At 76.0% G+C, this 17207-nt stretch carries 14 protein-coding genes; 9 read left to right on the top strand and 5 right to left on the bottom strand.

All coding sequences use genetic code 11. The features are described 5' to 3' along the window. The first annotated feature begins 10 nt into the window (after nt 1–10). From sufU to HCN08_RS19995, 3 genes are all read left to right on the top strand, one after another. Entirely contained in the window at nt 11–493 is a 483-nt protein-coding gene (sufU, locus tag HCN08_RS20005) for a Fe-S cluster assembly sulfur transfer protein SufU (protein ID WP_167984525.1), read from the top strand. Continuing rightward, a complete protein-coding gene (locus tag HCN08_RS20000; RefSeq protein ID WP_167984524.1) occupies nt 490–828 on the top strand; it encodes a metal-sulfur cluster assembly factor in 339 nt (112 codons plus the stop codon). Before sufU ends, HCN08_RS20000 begins: the two co-directional genes overlap by 4 nt. A 101-nt stretch (nt 829–929) precedes the next feature. Further along, entirely contained in the window at nt 930–2225 is a 1296-nt protein-coding gene (locus tag HCN08_RS19995) for a hypothetical protein (protein WP_322974573.1), read from the top strand. Nucleotides 2226–2258: 33 nt separating this feature from the next. Here the strand turns inward: HCN08_RS19995 and dapD are convergent, their stop codons facing one another. Next, nucleotides 2259–3239: a 2,3,4,5-tetrahydropyridine-2,6-dicarboxylate N-succinyltransferase gene (gene dapD / locus HCN08_RS19990; RefSeq protein ID WP_167984523.1), complete on the bottom strand. Its 981-nt coding sequence runs from the start codon at nt 3237–3239 to the stop codon at nt 2259–2261. A gap of 178 nt (nt 3240–3417) precedes the next feature. Here dapD and HCN08_RS19985 point away from each other — a divergent pair, with 178 nt between their 5' ends. The 6 genes from HCN08_RS19985 to HCN08_RS19960 all read left to right on the top strand — a co-directional run bounded on the left by HCN08_RS19985 (nt 3418) and on the right by HCN08_RS19960 (nt 12128). Further along, on the top strand, nt 3418–4614 hold the full coding sequence (locus HCN08_RS19985; protein ID WP_167984522.1) for an Hsp70 family protein: 1197 nt from the start codon (nt 3418–3420) through the stop codon (nt 4612–4614). Between the two features lie 129 nt (nt 4615–4743). Further along, entirely contained in the window at nt 4744–5640 is an 897-nt protein-coding gene (locus HCN08_RS19980) for a TRAFAC clade GTPase domain-containing protein (RefSeq protein WP_167984521.1), read from the top strand. A gap of 101 nt (nt 5641–5741) precedes the next feature. Beyond that, nucleotides 5742–6797: a hypothetical protein gene (locus HCN08_RS19975; protein WP_167984520.1), complete on the top strand. Its 1056-nt coding sequence runs from the start codon at nt 5742–5744 to the stop codon at nt 6795–6797. A gap of 5 nt (nt 6798–6802) precedes the next feature. Then, entirely contained in the window at nt 6803–8656 is a 1854-nt protein-coding gene (locus HCN08_RS19970) for a hypothetical protein (RefSeq protein ID WP_167984519.1), read from the top strand. Next, the gene (locus HCN08_RS36250) at nt 8653–10614 is read left to right on the top strand and encodes a dynamin family protein (RefSeq protein WP_167984518.1); all 1962 of its coding nucleotides are present in this window, start codon (nt 8653–8655) and stop codon (nt 10612–10614) included. Before HCN08_RS19970 ends, HCN08_RS36250 begins: the two co-directional genes overlap by 4 nt. Next, nucleotides 10611–12128 carry a GTPase gene (locus HCN08_RS19960; RefSeq protein WP_167984517.1) on the top strand — a complete coding sequence of 506 codons (1518 nt, stop codon included), beginning with the start codon at nt 10611–10613 and terminating at the stop codon, nt 12126–12128. The genes HCN08_RS36250 and HCN08_RS19960 overlap by 4 nt, the downstream gene beginning before the upstream one ends. Before the next feature lie 232 nt (nt 12129–12360). Here the strand turns inward: HCN08_RS19960 and HCN08_RS19955 are convergent, their stop codons facing one another. From HCN08_RS19955 to HCN08_RS19940, 4 genes are all read right to left on the bottom strand, one after another. Then, nucleotides 12361–14316, bottom strand: coding sequence for a dynamin family protein (locus HCN08_RS19955; protein ID WP_167984516.1), 1956 nt, complete (start codon nt 14314–14316; stop codon nt 12361–12363). Between the two features lie 74 nt (nt 14317–14390). Next, nucleotides 14391–15524 carry a hypothetical protein gene (locus tag HCN08_RS19950; RefSeq protein WP_167984515.1) on the bottom strand — a complete coding sequence of 378 codons (1134 nt, stop codon included), beginning with the start codon at nt 15522–15524 and terminating at the stop codon, nt 14391–14393. Beyond that, nucleotides 15521–16210 (bottom strand): Crp/Fnr family transcriptional regulator, encoded by a 690-nt coding sequence (locus tag HCN08_RS19945; RefSeq protein ID WP_167984514.1) that lies wholly within the window; start codon nt 16208–16210, stop codon nt 15521–15523. Before HCN08_RS19945 ends, HCN08_RS19950 begins: the two co-directional genes overlap by 4 nt. Before the next feature lie 170 nt (nt 16211–16380). Beyond that, a complete protein-coding gene (locus HCN08_RS19940; RefSeq protein WP_167984513.1) occupies nt 16381–17037 on the bottom strand; it encodes an RNA polymerase sigma factor in 657 nt (218 codons plus the stop codon). Nucleotides 17038–17207 lie beyond the last annotated feature (170 nt).

Raw genomic sequence — 17207 nt, 5'->3', positions numbered from 1 at the left:
TGGTGCTGCTGTGAAGCTCGACTCGATGTACCAGGACGTGATCCTGGACCACTACAAGCACCCGCACGGGCGCGGGCTGCGCGACGGCCAGGCCGAGGTCCACCACGTCAACCCCACCTGCGGCGACGAGATCACCCTGCGGGTTCGGATGGACGGCGACGTCGTCGGCGACATCTCCTACGAGGGCCAGGGCTGCTCCATCAGCCAGGCCAGCGCCTCCGTGCTCAACGAGCTGCTGGTCGGCAAGGACGTCGCGGACGCGCAGAAGATCCAGGAGACCTTCCTGGAGCTCATGCAGTCCCGCGGCCGGATCGAGCCCGACGAGGCCATGGAGGAGGTGCTGGAGGACGCGGTCGCGTTCGCCGGCGTCTCGAAGTACCCGGCACGCGTGAAGTGCGCGCTGCTGAGCTGGATGGCCTGGAAGGACGCGACCGCCAAGGCGCTGTCCACCGCGCCGGACCCGTCCGGCACCACCCCCGAGGAGACCGCATGACCGACGGCACCGGGGCCGCGCTGAAGCCGGCCTCCGAGGAAGAGATCCGCGAGGCCCTCTACGACGTCGTCGACCCCGAGCTGGGCATCGACGTCGTCAACCTGGGCCTGATCTACGGGATCCACATCGACGACTCCAACGTCGCCACCCTCGACATGACCCTCACCTCGGCGGCCTGCCCGCTCACCGACGTGATCGAGGAGCAGGCGCAGACCGCGACCGAGGGCATCGTGTCCGACCTGAAGATCAACTGGGTCTGGATGCCGCCGTGGGGCCCGGAGAAGATCACCGACGACGGGCGCGAGCAGCTGCGCGCGCTGGGCTTCAACGTCTGACCGCTGTACGTGCCCGACGCGCAGGGGCGCGGGGCTGCTCCCTTCCGGGGGCGGGCCCCGCGCCCCTGCGCGTCGTCCCCGGGGCGGCATACCCTGGGCCCGTGGCCGACGACGGGGGACGGGAAGCGGTGGCGCGGGCGCACAGCGCCGCGGTGGGCACGCGGCAGCGGTTCAGCGCCGTCCTGCCGGTCGCGCTGGCGGCCGACCCGCCCTGGGCGGCGGGCCCGCTGCCCTACCCCAACGCCGGCCGTACCGCCGACGCGGCCCGCCGGCGGGGGCTGTTCACGCCCGCCGCGGGACGGGCGCTGTACGAGGGCCGCTGGCACACCTGGGGCTCCGCCGCGGAGGGGCCGCTGCGGCTGGAGGGCATGGAGCTGCTGCGCGTCCCCACCGCCCGGGCGCCGTACGGGGCGCTCGCCGTGCTGCACCTCGCCGTGGCGCCCGGCACGCCGCTGCTGCCGCTGCTGCGGGCGATCAGCCACCGCCGCCAGGTGGGCCGCGGAGACCCGCTGGGCGGGGCGCTCGCGCCGGGGGAGCTGCTGCGCGGGGTCGCCGACACCGCGGCGCCCGCCGGGCCCTTCGCGCCGACCGGGCCGTACACCGTGGTCTTCGTCGCGCCCGGCGCGGACCTCGGGGCGCTCGCGCTGCGCGACCCGGCGAGCGGCGAACTCGCCCCCGGCGCGGACGTGTTCCTGCGCTCGCTGGCCTCCCGCTCCTCACCGCAGGACCTGCCCCTGGCGCCGGAGGCCCTGCCGCAGCTGCGGGCGCAGGTGTGGCGGATATCCACCGACTGGAGCGCGCTGGTGCTGCGCCAGGGCGCCGCCTTCCTCGGCCACCGCCCCGACACCGGACCCGGCGACTTCTACGACTGGGCCGAGCAGAGCTCCCGTACGGTCTACCTGGACGCGCTGCTGCTGGGCATCGCGCAGCGCCTGCACATCGACGAGCTGACCGACGACCTGTCCGCGGTGTTCGAGGGGCCGGGCCTGGCCCGCCGGGTCGCGGACCTGGAGCAGCGCATCGCCCGCTTCCGCAGCACCTACTGGCGCCAGCACCTGGCCGCCCACGGCCCGGCCAACGACCTGCTCGTCGCCTACCAGGCCACGCACCGGCTGCCCGAGCGCTTCGCGCAGGTCCTCGCCGAGGCAGCCGACCACGCGCGGCTGGTGCAGACGCAGGAGAGCCAGCAGATCGCGGGCGCGCTCGGCGTGCTGACCGTTCTGGGGCTGCCGCTCGGCACCGCCCTGTCCGTCCTCCAGGTCCTCGGCGACTCCGACCCCTGGCATCTGGTGGGCGCCCTGGCCGCCGCCTTCGCCGCCACGGGCGCGGCGCTCACCACCCGCTACGGGCGGCTCGTGCTGTCCTCGCTGCGCGCGGGCGGGGTGCGGCGCCGCTGAGGCGGCGGGGCCTGCCGGGGCCCCGCCGGGGGCTCAGTTGTGGCTGTGCAGCACCGAGTTCAGGCCGCCCCACGAGCCCTTGCGCGGCAGCGCCTCGACCGTGCCGGTCGTGGAGTTGCGGCGGAAGAGCAGGTTGTCCGCGCCGGACAGCGCCAGGGCCTTGACGATCTCGCCGTCCGGCAGCGAGACCCGGGTGCCGGCGGTGACGTACAGGCCGGCCTCCACGACGCAGTCGTCGCCGAGCGCGATGCCCAGGCCCGACTCCGCGCCGAGCAGGCAGCGTTCGCCGACCGAGACGATCTGCGTACCGCCGCCCGACAGCGTGCCCATGATGGACGCGCCGCCGCCGATGTCGGAGCCGTCGCCGATGACGACGCCCTGCGAGATGCGGCCCTCGACCATGGACGTGCCGAGCGTGCCGGCGTTGAAGTTGCAGAAGCCCTCGTGCATCACCGTCGTGCCGGACGCCAGGTGCGCACCGAGCCGCACCCGGTCGGCGTCGGCGATCCGCACACCGGACGGGACGACGTAATCGGTCATGCGGGGGAATTTGTCGACGCCGTACACCGACAGGTGCAGCCCGGCCGCGCGGGCGGCCAGCCGGGCGGCCTCCAGGTTCCCCACCGGCACCGGGCCGATCGAGGTCCAGGCGACATTGGCCAGCACGCCGAACAGCCCTTCCAGGTTCTGCTCGTTGGGCTTGACCAGGCGGTGGCTGAGCAGGTGCAGCCGCAGGTACGCGTCATGCGCGTCGAGCGGCTTGTCGTCGGTGGACGCGATGACCGTACGGACGGCGACGACCTCGACGCCGCGGCGCGGGTCGGGGCCGAGGGCGGCGGGGGCGGGGCTTCCCAGGGCCTGCGCGGCCTCCTCCGCCGTCAGCCGCGTGGTCCCCGCGGGCCCGGGCTCGGCGCTGAGCTGCGGGGCCGGGTACCAGGTGTCGAGCACGGTGCCGTCGCCGGCGACGGTCGCAAGTCCGACGCCGAGGGCGCCGGAGGCACGGGAGTCATTCATACGCAAGACGCTAACGCCTCCCGCGCCGCCGGCCGAACCCGGCCCGCCGTCCGCCCGGCCGGTCCGGGACCGGCCGGGGCCCGGCGGCAAGGCCCTATGATCCGTGCCATGTGCGGCCGTGGGCCCGCCCGGTGGGCGCTCGCGGCGGGTCGGTGCGGACGGGGAGGGTGTGCACACGATGGCCACGCGAAGGGGAGGGTGGTCGCTCGCGATCGACCTCGGCACCTGCCGTACCGCCGCGGCCACGGCGGGCGGCGGGCCGGGCGCGGCGCCGGCGGTCCTGCCCGTGGGCGACGGGGAAGAAAGCTACCTGGGGTCGCCGGTGTGCCTGGGCACCGACGGCCGACTGCTCACCGGGCAGGCCGCGTCCGCCGCCGCCGACCGGTGGCCGGAGCGGGCCGAACGGGGCGTGCGGCGCGCCCTGGTGGAGCAGGAGCGGGTGCTGCTCGGCGGCCGGCCGGTGCCCACCGTCGACCTGGCCGCGGCGGTGCTCTCCCGGGTGCTGGCCCGGGCCCAGGAGGCGCACGGCGGTACGGCGCCGGCCCGTACCGTACTGACCCATCCCGCGCACTGGACGCCGCGGCAGGTGGACCGGCTGCGTGACGCGGCCGTGGCGGCCGGTGTCGCCGAGCCCGGCTTCCTGGCCGAGCCCCTGGCCGCCGCCCACTGCTACCGCGAGGTCCACGGCCTGCGGGACGCCGCGACGGGGGGAGAGCTGCCGGCCGGCGCCCGGGTCGCGGTGCACGACCTCGGCGGCACCTTCACGGCGGCCGTACTGGCCTGGGACGGGCGGGAGTTCACCGTCGAGCGGGCCGGCGCGCAGGAGGACCTGGGCGGCGCCGACCTGGACGAGTGCCTGCGCGGGCTGCTGGCCGAGCGGGCGGCGGACCGCGACCCGGGGCCGTGGCAGGAGCTGTGGGAGGGCACGTCGCCGGACGCCGCGGCCCCGCGTGCCGCCCTGCGCCGGACGCTGGCCGCGGCGCGGGAGGCGCTGTCGGCCGGCGCGAGCACCGATGTGCCGGTGCCGGGCTACGCCGAGCCCTTCCTGGTCCGGCGCCGGGAGTTCGAGGCCGCCGCGGAACCGGTCGTCGAGCGCGGCTACGAGGTGCTGGGCGAGCTGCTGCGCCGGGACGGCCGGGAGCCGGGCGGCCTCGCGGCCGTGCTGCTCGCGGGCGGGGCGGGGCGTACGCCCCTGGTCTCCGACCTCATCGCGGCCAGGACCGGGCGGCTGCCTCTGCTGGCGCCCGACCCGAAGGCGGTGGTGGTGCTGGGGGCGCTGGGGCGGCAGGAGCCTGCGGCGGGCGGGACGCAGCCGGGCCCTGCGGCGGGCGGGACCAAGCACTTCGTGCCCCACGATCCCGGCTTCGAGTTCTGACCGCCGGGCCGGTTGCGGGGATTTCCCGCAAGAGCCGCGGTTCGGCCGGCACAGTCCGGCCCGCGCCGCCGTCCAACGAGAGTGCCGATGTGTTCGGCACCCGCCTCCTCACCACACCGGGGGACTCGTATGGACATCGTGATGCTCGGCCACACCGCGGCGGGCAAGACCACCTACGTCAGCCTCATGTACGCGGTCATGCGCGAGGGCATCGAGGAACTGAGCCTGCGCGCGGAGGACCCCTTCGCCCACAGCAACCTGATGGGGGCCGCCGAGGCGGTGCTGTCGGGCCGCTACCCGCCGGCCAGTGACCAGCGGGCCGTGTTCGACTTCGTGCTCCAGCACCGCGGCCAGGACGTCTTCCCCTTCCGGTGGCGCGACTACCGCGGCGGGGCGCTGGCGGAGCGGGTCGCCGGCAGTGTGCAGGCCAGGCAGCTGCACGAGGACCTCAAGCAGGCCCAGGGCATCATCCTGTTCGCCGACGCCCAGCGGCTGCTCGGCAACCGCGCGGCGCCCGGTGAGGTCCGCCGGATGACGGTGCACGTCCAGCACGCGCTGGAGGCCCGGGGCGACGCCCTGACGCCCGTCGTGGTCGCCATCACCAAGTGCGACCTGGTCGACATGGAGTCCGACCACGTCGTGGAGCAGTTGGTCGCGCCCTTCCAGCAGCTCGTCGACGGCATCGCCGCCACCCAGCACCTGCACGGCGCGCTGGTCCCGCTGGCCTGCGGGCCGGAGCCGGTGAACGTCGCGCTGCCGGTGCTGTGGAGCCTGCACTTCGGCATCCTCGGGCGCGGCCTGGAACTCCAGGCCGCGGTGGACGGCCGGCTCGCCGCGGCCCGCGAGGCGGCGGCCCGCGACACCCTGGGCGACCGCATCAGCAGCTGGTGGAAGGGCGAGCAGTCCTGGGCCGCGGTGAGCGCGACCCACCAGCGGGCCGCGCACGCCGAATACGCCCGCCTGGAGCCGCTGGTGGCGCCCGCCGAACGGCTCGGCGCGCTGCTGGAGGGCGTGACCTCCTTCTGACTTCTGACTGCGGTCGGTCCGCACCGCCGCGGACCACCTCGTGACCAGTCCGGATCGCATCGCCGCCGGCACCGCGGGCGGCGGAGAGGAACCCGTTACCGATGAGCGTCCCCCGCATCACCCTGACCATGCTGGGAGCCACGGGCTCCGGCAAGACCACCTATCTGCACGGTATGTACGCCACGCTCTCGTCCGGGGTGAACGGCTACTTCATGTACGCCGCCGACCCCGACGTCGACCTCGATCTGGCCGAGGCATGGGGGGAGCTGTGCACCGAGGGCACCCTGCCGATACCCACCGTCGAGGTTCCCACCAGCTGGGACTTCCGCTTCCTGCACGGGGTGCTCCCGCTGCTGGAGATCGACTGCATGGACTTCCGCGGAGGTGCGGGCACCCAGCGCGGCAACCGCGAGGACTCGCCCGAGGACATCGCGCTGCTGCGGGCCCGGATCGCCGTGTCGGACGCCGTCTTCCTGGCCCTGGACGGCCAGCACGTCGCCCAGTGGATCGCCGACGGTGCGTACGGGAACCGCAACCGGGCCACCGACCCGATGAAGATCGCCGGGCTCTCCCGGGCGATCAGCGGTGTCGTCGGCGAGCGGCTGGAGGCCGGGGAACCCGCTCCCTCGCTCGTCATCCTGGTCACCAAGGCCGACCTGATCAGCCAGGGGACCGGTATGACGGTCCGTGAGGCGCTGGCGGTGGCGGGCAAGAACCTCGCCAATCTGGTGCCGGTCGTGGCGTCCGAAGGGGTCTCGGCGATGCTCTGCCCGGTCCAGCTGGGGAAGTTCCCCGGCGCGGACCTGACCACCGTCGATCCCGGGGCGGTCAACCCCAAGAACCTGCACCAGCCGATCATCTTCGCGCTGCTGCACTACCTCACCGAGGGCATCGTCCGGCACGAGGACCAGATCCGGCAGATCAGCGGGCAGATGGACGAGCAGAGCCAGGAGCTGGCCAGGCTCAGCGCCGGCGCCTTCGGCGGCTTCTTCAAGCGCGGCACGATCCAGGCCGGCGGCCAGCGGCTGCACGACTGGCAGAACCAGCTCGCCCGGACCCGGGACGAGGTGTCGGAGAGCCGCCGGCGCGTCGACCTGCTCGCCGAGCAGCTGCGCGGTATGGCCAAGTACCGCTCCGGCAAGCTGCTGGAGGGCTGACCGCTGTGGACACCGACACAACGGCACCCGGCGGCTGGTCGGCCGTCGTGTACGGCCGTACGTACCAGGTCGACCACTGGTGGCGGGCCCGCCCGGACGGCCTCGGCGAGAGCAGCCCGGTGGGGAGCATGGTCCGGGCCACCGTGGCCGGCGGGCGCCGGCTGCGCACGGAAGAGCCCCGGTTCGTCCTGGGCCGGGGAGCGCACGGGCTGCTGGTGGGCGGCGCGTGCATGCTGTCCCTGCTGGACGACACCATGGACAAGGACGAGCACGGGCGCCCGCTGTACGGCTTCGTCGGCTGGCACACCCCGGACCGGTCCGCCGCCGTACCGTCCCTGGAGGCGCTGCACCGGGAGTTCGCGGGCTGGGCCGGGCCGGTCTACCGGGAGTGGACGGCCCTCACCTGGAACGCGCGGACCCAGCGCGCGGCCGACCCGCGGATCAGCGTCTCCGGTCCGGCGCCATGGGCGGCGGCATCCGGCCGGGCCGCTCCTGCCGCGGACGGCACGGTGGCGGACGGGCTCGCCGAGGGCGCTCTCGGGAGCGTGCGGGAGCCTGCGGAGCCGGGCGACGCGCCCGCGTCTCCCGCGGGGAGCGTGTGGCTGCCCGCGGAGCCGTACTCCGTGCACCTTCTGCCCGGTTCCGAGGCCGGGCAGGTGTGGGCGGCGGCGCGGGAGCGGCCGTGGGAGCGTGCGGTGCTGGTCACCGGCTGGCGCGAGACCCGTGACGCGGACTTCGCCGCGCTGACCCATCTGTGCAGCGCGGACATCACGCACTACCGGCGCGAACGCGTGCCCGTTTCGCCGCCCGTGGCCCCGCCGCCCCTGCCGCCGAGGCCGCCCGCCCGTGCCGTCCCGTACGACCGGCCCACCGCGCCGGACCCGGAGGAGGGCGAGGACGACGGATTGCACAACCTGTTCGGGCTCGGCCCCGCGGTCCGCGGGTTCCTCGGCGACGTCCGCCGGACCTTCTCGTCCCCGGACGCCCCGCGCCCCGCACGCGGCGCATCCCGCCAACAGCCCTCGGCCCCCGGCGGGATGCGCCGGGCGAGCGCGTACGAGGAGGACTCCGACCGCGACCGCGAGCGTGACCGCACCCGGCGCCGGGGCGGCGATGCGGGCGGCTTCCAGCCGGGGCGGGCCGGGGGGCCCGAGACGTACGGGGGGCGTACGGGGGACCCCGATCCGTACCGGGGAGGCGCCGGGAGTCCTGGCCGGCCCGGGCGTACGGGGGACCCCGATCCGTACCGGGGAGGCGCCGGGAGTCCTGGCCGGCCCGGGCGAACGGGGGACCCCGACCCGTACCGCGGTCGGGCCGGGAGGCCCGATCCGTACGGCGGGCGTACCGGAGACCCTGACCCGTACGGGGGGCGGGAGTTCGAGGGGGCGTACGCGGAGCCGGACCCGGCGGGGGCGGGTCCTGGGCCGGCGCCGGTGGTCGGCTGGACGCACGACGTCGCCGCCGACCAGTCCGACTACAGCGACTACTTCGGCGGGTTCGACGACGAGCCGGAGCCTTCGCCCCGCCCGCCGCGGGCGACCGCGGCTCCCGAGCCGTCTGCTGCCGCGGCCCGCGAGCCGGACGCTGCCCCTGCTGCCGAGCCGGAGGCCGCCTCCGACCCCGAGTCGGGCGCCGCCGCGGCTCGGCAGCCGGACGCGGCGCCCGCCTCCGAGCCGGATGCCGCCCCCGCGGGGGAGTCGGGCGCCGACCCGGCCCGTGAACCCGTGCCCGAGCCCGCCTCCGACGCCGGGCCCGCGCCCGCCCCCGGAGCGGACACCGCGCCCGGCGACCAGGGCGTACCGCACGACGACGCCGGGCCCGCTGCCGGCCCGGACCCCTACGCAGGAGGTGGCGTATGACCGCCGACGCCACGCCCGCGCCCCGGGCGCCCGAGCATCCGTTGCAGCCCGCGGTGCTGCGGCTGGCCGCGGACGCCGCCGGGCTGCTGGAGCGTGCCGCCCGCGCCGGCGGCGATGCCGGGCCGGACGGCGGCCGGGACGCCGGGGCCGCCGGCGCCGCCCGCGCTGTCGAGGAAACCCCCGTGCCGCCCGAACTCGCCGAGGCCGTCCGCGCCGAGGCGGCCCGGGTGCGCGGCGGGGCGGCCGTGCTGGTCGTGGTCGGGGAGAAGAAGCGCGGCAAGAGCTCGCTGATCAACGCCCTGGTCGCGAGCCCCGGCCTGCTGCCGGTCGAGGTCGATGTCGCCACCGGGGTGCACCTGGTGGTCCGGCACGCCGAGGAGCCGTACGCCGTCGCCTTCCTGGAGGGCGACACCGCCGGGCAGCCGGTCCCGGTCGGCGCGATCGGCGAGTACGCGGCCCTCGACCCGGTGACCCAGGAGCCGTACCGCCGCGACGTGCGCCATGTGGAGGTCGGGGTCCCCTCGGCGCTGCTGTCCTCGGGGCTCGTCCTGGTGGACACGCCCGGCGTCGGCGGGCTGGTGTCCGGGCACGCCCGGATCACCATGGCGACGCTCACCCGCGCGGACGCGCTCGTCTTCGTCGTCAACGGGCAGAGCGAGTTCACCGCGTCCGAGCTGCGTTTCCTGGAGCAGGCCACGGAGCGGATCGCCGAGGTGGTCTTCGTCCTCACCCAGACCGACAAGTACGGCAGCTGGGAGCAGGTGCTGGAGCGCAACCGGCAGCTGCTCGCCGAGCACGCGCCCCGCTACGCCGGCGCCGCCTGGTTCGCCGTCAGCAGCAGGGCCAAGGAGGACGCCGACCTCGCCGCCGCGAGCGGTGACCCGGTCGCCGGGCAGCGCCTGGCGGCCAGCGGGTTCCCGCCGCTGCTGGCGGCGCTGTCCGACCGGGTCGCCGCGCGGGCGGCCGAGCTGCGGCTGGCCAACTGCCTGCGCGCCGTCACGTCGGTGGTCGCGCCGCTGGCCGCCGCCCAGGAGCGCCGGCTGCGGTCGCTGCGGCAGGACCCGGCGCTGCAGGAGGAGGTGCAGCAGCGCCGGGACGCGCTGCGGGCGCTCCAGGGCGAGGACGCGGCCTGGCGCCGTACCCTCACCCGGTCCAGCCGGGCGCTGGAGCGGCGGCTGCGGCTGGGCTTCCAGCGCAACGTCAACGACCTGCGGCAGCTGGCCGACGAGAAGATGGCGTCCGCGCCGCCCGCGGTCCTGGCCGCCGAGCTGTCCCGCGACCTGGAGGCCGGCGTCGAGGCGATCTGGCTCGACCTGGACACCGCCGCCCGGCAGGGCACCGCCGAGCTGGCCGCCGAGATGGAACGGGCCTGCGGGGTGACCGCGCAGGACGCGGCCGTCGCCGAGCTCGCCCTCGCCAGGCCCCGGCGGCTGGAGGCGCTGCCCACCGCGCTGCGCAGCGAGGACCTCAACGGCGGGGTGCTCGGCTTCGTCGAGCGGGTGGTGCCCTCGTGGGGCGCGGGCGGCCTGGCCGCGGGCGTCACCATGCTGTTCACCAGCAGCGTCGCGGCCCCGCTCGTCGCGGGCTTCGGCATGGTGGCGCTGCTGACCAACCGCCGCCGGCGCCGCCAGGAGCTGATCAGGGCGCGCGGCGACGCGGCCCGGTTCACCGCCCGGCTGATCGCCGAGCTCACCACCGAGATCCCGCCGGAGATCAGCCGCACCGTCGAGGAGATCACCGAGAACCTCGCCGCGCGGCTCACCGAGCGGCTGGCCGCCCAGCGGGCCGCGCTGGAGGACGAACTGGCCCTCCACCAGAAGAACCTGGCGACCGCCGCCGAGCAGCTGGGCCGGGAGCGCGAGCGGACCCGGCGCCGGGTGGAGGCGCTGGAGGACCTGCTCGCCAGGAGCCGGGACCTGGGCGCCCGGCTGGAGCCGGCACAGGCCGGACCGCGGTGAGCGCCGCGGCACCGGGCCCCGCCGGGACCGCCACCGCGGGCGGCCCCGCGCTGGGGGAGCTGTGCGCGCGGGTCATGGCGCTGTGCGACACGGCCGCCCCGCTGCTGCCGGCCGGCCCGGCGGCCGACGCGGTCGCCGCGGTGCGGCAGCGGCTCGGTGAGCGGACGTTGCGGGTCGCGGTCGGCGGGCGGATGAACGCCGGCAAGTCCACGCTGGTCAACGCCCTGCTGGGCCGCCGGCTCGCGGCCACCGCGGCGACCGAGTGCACCATGCTCGTCGCCTGGTTCCGCCGCGGCGTGCAGAACGGCATCGAGGTGCGGCGCGTCGACGGGCGCACGTACCGCGTACCGGGTGTGCCCGGCGGGGGTGTCCCGCGCGATCCGGTGCTGCTCGGCTCACCGCGCGAGGAGATCGCGGAGATCGTGGTGGAGGTCACCGACAACCTGGGCGCCGACCTCTACACCCTCGTCGACACCCCGGGCATGGACACGTTGAGCGGCCTGGACGAGGTGGCGATGCGGGCCCTCGGCCAGGCCGACGCGCTGCTGTACGTCATGCCGCACCCCGGGGCCGGCGACCTGGAGGCGCTGCAGGCGCTCCGGGCGAAGGCCGACGCCCGGATGACCGCGCTCAACGTGGTCGGCGTGCTCAGCCGGGTGGACGAGCTGGGCAGCGGCGTGGGCGACCCCTGGCCGGCGGCCCGGCGGGTGGCCGCCACGTACGGCCGCCGGCTCACCGGCATCGTCACCGAGGTGGTCCCGGTCGCCGGGCTGCTGGCCCAGACCGCGCTCGGCGACGAGTTCGGCGAGCAGGACGCCGCGCTCGTCTGGCGGCTCGCGGCGGTGGAGCCCGCGGCGCTGGAGCGGGCGCTGTATTCCCCCGACGACTTCCTGCGCTGGGCGGACGGCCCGCTCACCGCGGAGCAGCGGCAGCGGATCTTCGGCCTGCTGGGGCGGTACGGGATCGCCGCGGCGGTGGCGGCGGTGTCCGGCGGCGTGCGGGGCACCAGCGCGCTCCTGCGCGAACTGCGCCGGGCGAGCGGCATCGACCCGCTGCTCGACCATGTGCAGCGGCGCTTCGTCGACGCCGCGGACCGGCTGCGCGCCGCGACGGCACTCGGGGCGCTGGAGGCCGTCGCCGACCCCGGGCCTGCCCTGCCGCCGCCGGCCCGGGCGGCACTGGACGCGATGCGGGCCGGCATCGCGGCCGTGCGGCGCCATCCGCTGATGCGGCAGCAGGACCTGGCCGCCGCCCTCGCCGATCTGGCCGGCGGGCGGCTGGTCCTGGCCGAGCCGGACACCGCCGCCCTGGTGGCCCTGGCCACCGGGACCACCACCCTGGCCTGCCTGTCCCTCACCCCCGGCACCCCGCCCACCACCGTCGCCGCGACCGCCGCCACGCACGCCACCCACTGGCGCACCCTCGAATCCACCGCCGCCTCCCCGCAGGCCCGGCGCCACGCCCGCACGGCCCGCGAAATCTGCGAGGCCCTCCTCTTCGACGCTTTGCCCTGACCGCCCGCGGGCCGCCGGCGGGCGGGCGGTGCGCTGCGGGGCCGCCGGTGCTCGGCGCCCCGCGTCGGGGCGGCGGTTCCGTCGCGGGCCGCGCCGGTGGCGTGCTCGGGCGGTGCGCTGCGGGGCTGTCGGTGCCGGGCCCCGCGGCTTGCGTCGGGCCTTCCGCCGCGCCCGGTGGGTCCTGCGCAGGACCGGCCGGGGGCGCCGGTGCGGTTCGACGGGCGGGCGGGGGTCAGTGGTCCAGTTGCCGCAGCAGGTCCTTGCCCTCGGCCAGGAGGCCGCCCAGCTCCTCGCGGTCGGCGCGGGCTTCCTCGCGGAGGGGGGCGAGTTCCGCCGCGCGGCGGGCGCGGTTGGCGTGGAGGGCCGCCAGGGCCGTGCCGGTCTCGTGGGCGCGTTCGGCGATCTCGCCCTCGGCCTGGCGGAGCAGGTCCGCCTCGACGGCACGCAGCATCGCGGTCACCGTCGGGGGCAGCTCCTCGGCGCACGCGTCCAGCAGCCGGGCCGCCTCGTTCAGCGCCTGCTGCCGGGTCAGCTGGCTCCGCTGCTGGGTGCGCAGCTTCCACACGGCCGCCCCCATCGCGACCACCCCGGCCGCGAGCCCCAGCGGAACCGCCACCTTGGTCACCCGGTTCGCCGTACGGTACGCGGCCGTCGCCTCGCTCATCGCCCGCCACACCAGCTGGCTCGGGGTCTGCGGCGCGGCCGGCCGCCCGGTCAGCCGGTCCAGCCAGCTGGTCGGGGCGGCCGGGAGCGGCAGCCGCTCGGCCGACAGCGTGAGGGTGTCCACCATCTTGCGTGCCCGCTCACCCACCTGGCGGAGGTCGAGCTCCGCGCCCATCACCCGGCCCTCCAGCGGTTCCCGCTGCGGCCCGGCGTCCCCCAGCGCCGGGGTGAGCACCTCAAGGCCCTGCACGGAGCACTCCTCGGCCAGCCGCTCCGTCAGCACGCCGCATTCCCGGTACGCCTCGTTCTCCAGCTCCAGCCGCAGCGCGTCCAGCCCGTCCCGTACGGTGCGGGCGACGGCCTGCTGGACGTCAGGGCCGCCCTCGTGCACCCGGACCTCCACCAGCCGCCGGACGTCCCGCAGGGACTGCCCGACCTCGGCCCGCAGCCGGTGGTCCGCGGACTCCACCCGGGTGGCCAGCCGCTGCCGCCAGCGGGCCTGCGGCGCGGCCAGCCGCTCCAGCTCCCGCTGCTGCCGGAGCAGCTCCTCCTCGTCGCCGGGGCCGGCCGCGAGCTCCTTCTCTCGCCGCGCGAGCACCGCGTCCCGCTCGGCCAGCGACGCCCCGGCCGCGGCCAGCAGCCCGGCGAGCCGGTCGCGTTCGGCGCGCCGGACGATCCGCAGCCGCAGCTCCTCCTCCAGCGGCCGGAAGCCGCTGCGCTCGTACAGCTCGTCGGCCCACTCCCCGTCGCCCTGCGCGCGGGCCCGGATCGCGTCCAGCCGGTAGCGGCTGCTGACGGGGTACCAGGGGGCGCGGGCGAAGGCGCCGGCGTGCTCGGCCAGCAGGCCGCGGTTGCGGTTGAGGACGGCCCTCCAGTGCGGGTAGGTGTCGGTCTGGGTCAGGACGAACACCACCGTCGCGACCTGCTCGGCGGCCTTCTCCAGAAAAGCCAGCTCCGACTTGGTCAGCTCGCTGGAGCCGTCGACGACGAAGAGCAGCGCGTCCGCCCGCGCCAGCGTGGCCATGGTGATCGCGGCGTGGCCCGAGACCAGGCCGCCCACCCCGGGCGTGTCGATCAGCGTGAGCCCGTCCTCCAGCAGGGCGGCCGGCACCCCCACGGCGACGCCGGTCACCTCCGGATGCCGGCTGTCGCGGGTCTGCGGGTCGACGGCGGCGTACTCCGCGATCTCGTCCAGCGGCACCTCCTTGCCGCCGGGGCGGTCGTCGCTGAGCACCCGCGCGCAGTCGACGGGCTCGTGCCGTACCGACAGGTACACCGCGGTGGCGACATCGGCGTCCACCGGCAGCAGGTCGGGGCGCTCCAGCAGCGCGTTGATCAGTGAGCTCTTGCCGCGCTTCTTCTCCCCGACCACGACGACCGCGGACGGGGCCGAGCCGGCGCCGGCCGCCTGCGCGCGCAGCGCCGCCGCCCGGGAGCCGGCGCCGAGCCGTTCGGTGGTGTCGGCGCACCGCAGGAGGTGGTGGACGACGGCGTCGGTCAGCGGGTGCCCTTCGGAGCTGCTCATATGACGGTCCTCTCAGGTGTCTGCCCTGCACCTGTTCAGACGTCGCCGGGCCCGCGACTGTGCCGGCGCGGGCGTCACCAGATGGTGTCGCCGCCGTGGTCGGTGGACGGGGGGTCGGGCTCGTAGCCGTTCTCGCCCGCCACGTAGTCGGACACGGAGGTGTAGCCGGTGTGGTCCGCGGACTCGATGACGTCGTGCTCGGTGAGGTTGCCGTCGTCCCAGGTGGGGTCGGTGTCGGTCATCAGGGCGTCTCCCTCCGCCACGGGGTGGAAGTCCTCGTGGTGCGGGTCAGGTTGGGGTTGGTGCGGGTCCTCGTGGTACGGGTCGTGGTGGGCCTCGTCGTGGTACGGGTCGGGTTGGGGTTCGTCGTGGTACGAGTCGTGGTGCGGCTCGTAAGGCTTCGGGTCCTCGTGATGCTCCGGCTCGTGGGGCCGCGGCTCCTCGCCGGGCCGGTGCCCCTCCGTCGGACGTGCGGCGGACGCCGCATGTGCCGTGTCGCCCTCGTCGGGCAGCAGCAGGGTCAGCCCCGCGCCGGCCGCCAGGGCACCGGCGACGATCCGGCCGCCCCGCCCCCCGGCGGGCCGCCGCGGCTGCGTGGGCCCGAGCGCGGCGGGTGTCCCGGGAGGCAGCGCGCTGATCCAGGCGTCCGCCGTGAACCGCTTCTCCGGGATGTCGATCCGCACCCGCCGGAAGGCCGCCGCCGGCACTCCGCCGGCGCCCGTCGCGAAGACGTCCGCGTACAGGTCGGCCGGCACGATCAGCGCCATGTCGCTGTCCTTGGCCGACGCCAGGTCCTTGCGCAGGCTCGCCGAGTCCAGCAGCCGGCAGGCGAGTTCGACCGACCAGGCGACGTAGCCCAGCGGCGCGCGCTGCACCGACCCCTGCGCGAGCGCGGCCCGTAACCGTACGGCTTCGGCGGCGGCACCGTGGGCGTTGAGCGTGAACAGCGCGTCCCGCAGCCCCAGGACGAGCCCGGGGACGACCCGGCCCTCGTCGGCGCCCGGCGGAAGCAGCAGCAACTGGCCGTCGCCGCGGTCCTGCAGCTCGCACGAGCGGCGGCTCACCCCCGCCAGCTCGCACGCGTGGTCCAGGGCCCGCGCCAGCCGGGACTGGGCGCTCTGCTGGGCGGCGTAGGGGCGGCCACTGTACGCCTCGATGTCCACCACCAGGCACAGCCGCCGCTGCCGCGGGCCCCGGCCGCCGGTCATGACGCCACCCCGCGCGCCTCGGGCGCTTCGGGCGGGAAGTCCCCGGCGGCCGTGGCCCGCAGCGCCGCCAGGTCCCGCACCAGGACGCTGCGGTATTCGGTACGGATCGCGCCGTCGGCCCGCAGTGCCCGCAGCGCCCGCTGGACGCTCGCCGACGACAGCCCGGCCAGCGCCGCCAGGTCGGCGTTGCTGAGCGGCACGTCGATCCGCAGGCCCTGCGGCGTCGGGCGCCCGTAGGAGCGGACCAGGCTGTCGAGGGTGCGGGCGAGGCGGACCGGCACGGCGGCGCTGGTGGCGTCGATCCGGTAGCGGATCGCGGCCCGCAGCTTGCCGGCGACCGAGCGCTGCAACTCGGTGGCCACGTCCGGGCGTTCGCGCAGGCAGGCGCGGAAGGCGACGCCGCTGACCACATGCGCGGAGATCCCCCGGGCGGCCACCACGGTCGCCGAGCGCGGCCTGCCGTCCAGCGCGGCCAGTTCCCCCACCACGTCACCGGGGGCGCGGATCGCGAGCAGGACCGTACTGCCGTCGTCGGCCGACACCAGCACCTTGGCGCAGCCGTCGAGGATGAGCATGACGTCGGTTTCGAGGCCGCCCTCCACGATCAGCATCTCGCCGGGCGCGTACTTGCGGAAGCTGCCGAGCCTGAGCAGGGCGTCCCGATCGGGCCCACTGAGATTGGACATGAGGCTGCCAGTCGGCCAGTTCCGGCCGGCGGCATCCTGACGGTGCATGCGGCGCCCCTCCCCCAGGATCTGTGATCCTGAGGGGGAAAATAGCGTATGGATAGGGCGAGTTGAAGGCGGACCTCCGCATACGGTGCATCCCCTTTCGATGGCCGTGGGCACAGGGCCGGTCAGCGCCGCGGGCCGTCGTGGCCGTCGTAGGTGCCGGGGGCGCTGTGGCCGTCGTGGGCTCCATGGCTTCCGTGGGTGAGGAGTCGGCGCAGTGTCCTGCGGCCACGGCTGAGCCGGCTGCGTACCGTCGGCTCGCCGATTCCGCACACCCTCGCGGTCTCCGCGGTGCTGCAGCCGATCAGGTCGATCAGCGTGACCACCGCCCGCTGGTGGACCGGGAGTTCGGCCAGGGCCCGGCCCAGGTCCACCGACTCCACGACCACCCGCTCCGGCGTCGGGGCCGCCGAGGCCATGAGGCTCCCGGTGTCCACCGCGACGAGCTTGGTCTCCTGCGGCCGGCGCGCCCTGCGCCGCGCCTCGTCGGCCGCTGCGTTCACCACGATCCGGTACAGCCAGGTGCGCACATCCGCGGTGCCCAGGAATCCCGGCGCCCCCCGCCAGGCCCGCAGCAGCGTCTCCTGCCGCAGGTCGTCCGCCTCCGCCTGGGTACGGGACCGCGCCGCGCACCACTTGCGCAGCGCGGCCCGGTGCCGTGCCTCCAGCTGGGCGAACGCCCCCTCGTCCCCTTCCCCTGACCTGCGGACCAACTCGGCGTCGCTGTACGGCCGCTGGGTTGATCCGGATATGACGCCGCGATGCTCGACGGTGATGGACACAGGCCCCGACCCCCCTGACTCACCCGCCCTCCAAGCGGGACGAATCGGTCCACGCCGGGCGGGTTGCCAGATTAGGGTCGAGGTGGGCGATCAGACCTGATCCCGGGATCGGATTCCGACAACCGGGAAGTGACGATCGTGCGACGGGCGGCTCGGACACGCCGGCCCAT

The sequence above is a fragment of the Actinacidiphila epipremni genome, assembly GCF_012034175.1.
Taxonomy (GTDB): domain Bacteria; phylum Actinomycetota; class Actinomycetes; order Streptomycetales; family Streptomycetaceae; genus Actinacidiphila; species Actinacidiphila epipremni.
This window is presented reverse-complemented; position numbering and strand designations above follow the sequence as displayed.

Excerpts from the sequence above, each read along its gene's own strand:
- HCN08_RS36250 (WP_167984518.1), top strand. The coding sequence starts at position 8,653 with ATGACCGCCGACGCCACGCCCGCGCCCCGGGCGCCCGAGCATCCGTTG.
- HCN08_RS19950 (WP_167984515.1), bottom strand. The coding sequence starts at position 15,524 with ATGACCGGCGGCCGGGGCCCGCGGCAGCGGCGGCTGTGCCTGGTGGTG.
- HCN08_RS19945 (WP_167984514.1), bottom strand. The coding sequence starts at position 16,210 with ATGTCCAATCTCAGTGGGCCCGATCGGGACGCCCTGCTCAGGCTCGGC.
- HCN08_RS19955 (WP_167984516.1), bottom strand. The coding sequence starts at position 14,316 with ATGAGCAGCTCCGAAGGGCACCCGCTGACCGACGCCGTCGTCCACCAC.
- HCN08_RS19980 (WP_167984521.1), top strand. The coding sequence starts at position 4,744 with ATGGACATCGTGATGCTCGGCCACACCGCGGCGGGCAAGACCACCTAC.
- HCN08_RS20000 (WP_167984524.1), top strand. The coding sequence starts at position 490 with ATGACCGACGGCACCGGGGCCGCGCTGAAGCCGGCCTCCGAGGAAGAG.
- HCN08_RS19975 (WP_167984520.1), top strand. The coding sequence starts at position 5,742 with ATGAGCGTCCCCCGCATCACCCTGACCATGCTGGGAGCCACGGGCTCC.
- HCN08_RS19985 (WP_167984522.1), top strand. The coding sequence starts at position 3,418 with ATGGCCACGCGAAGGGGAGGGTGGTCGCTCGCGATCGACCTCGGCACC.
- dapD (WP_167984523.1), bottom strand. The coding sequence starts at position 3,239 with ATGAATGACTCCCGTGCCTCCGGCGCCCTCGGCGTCGGACTTGCGACC.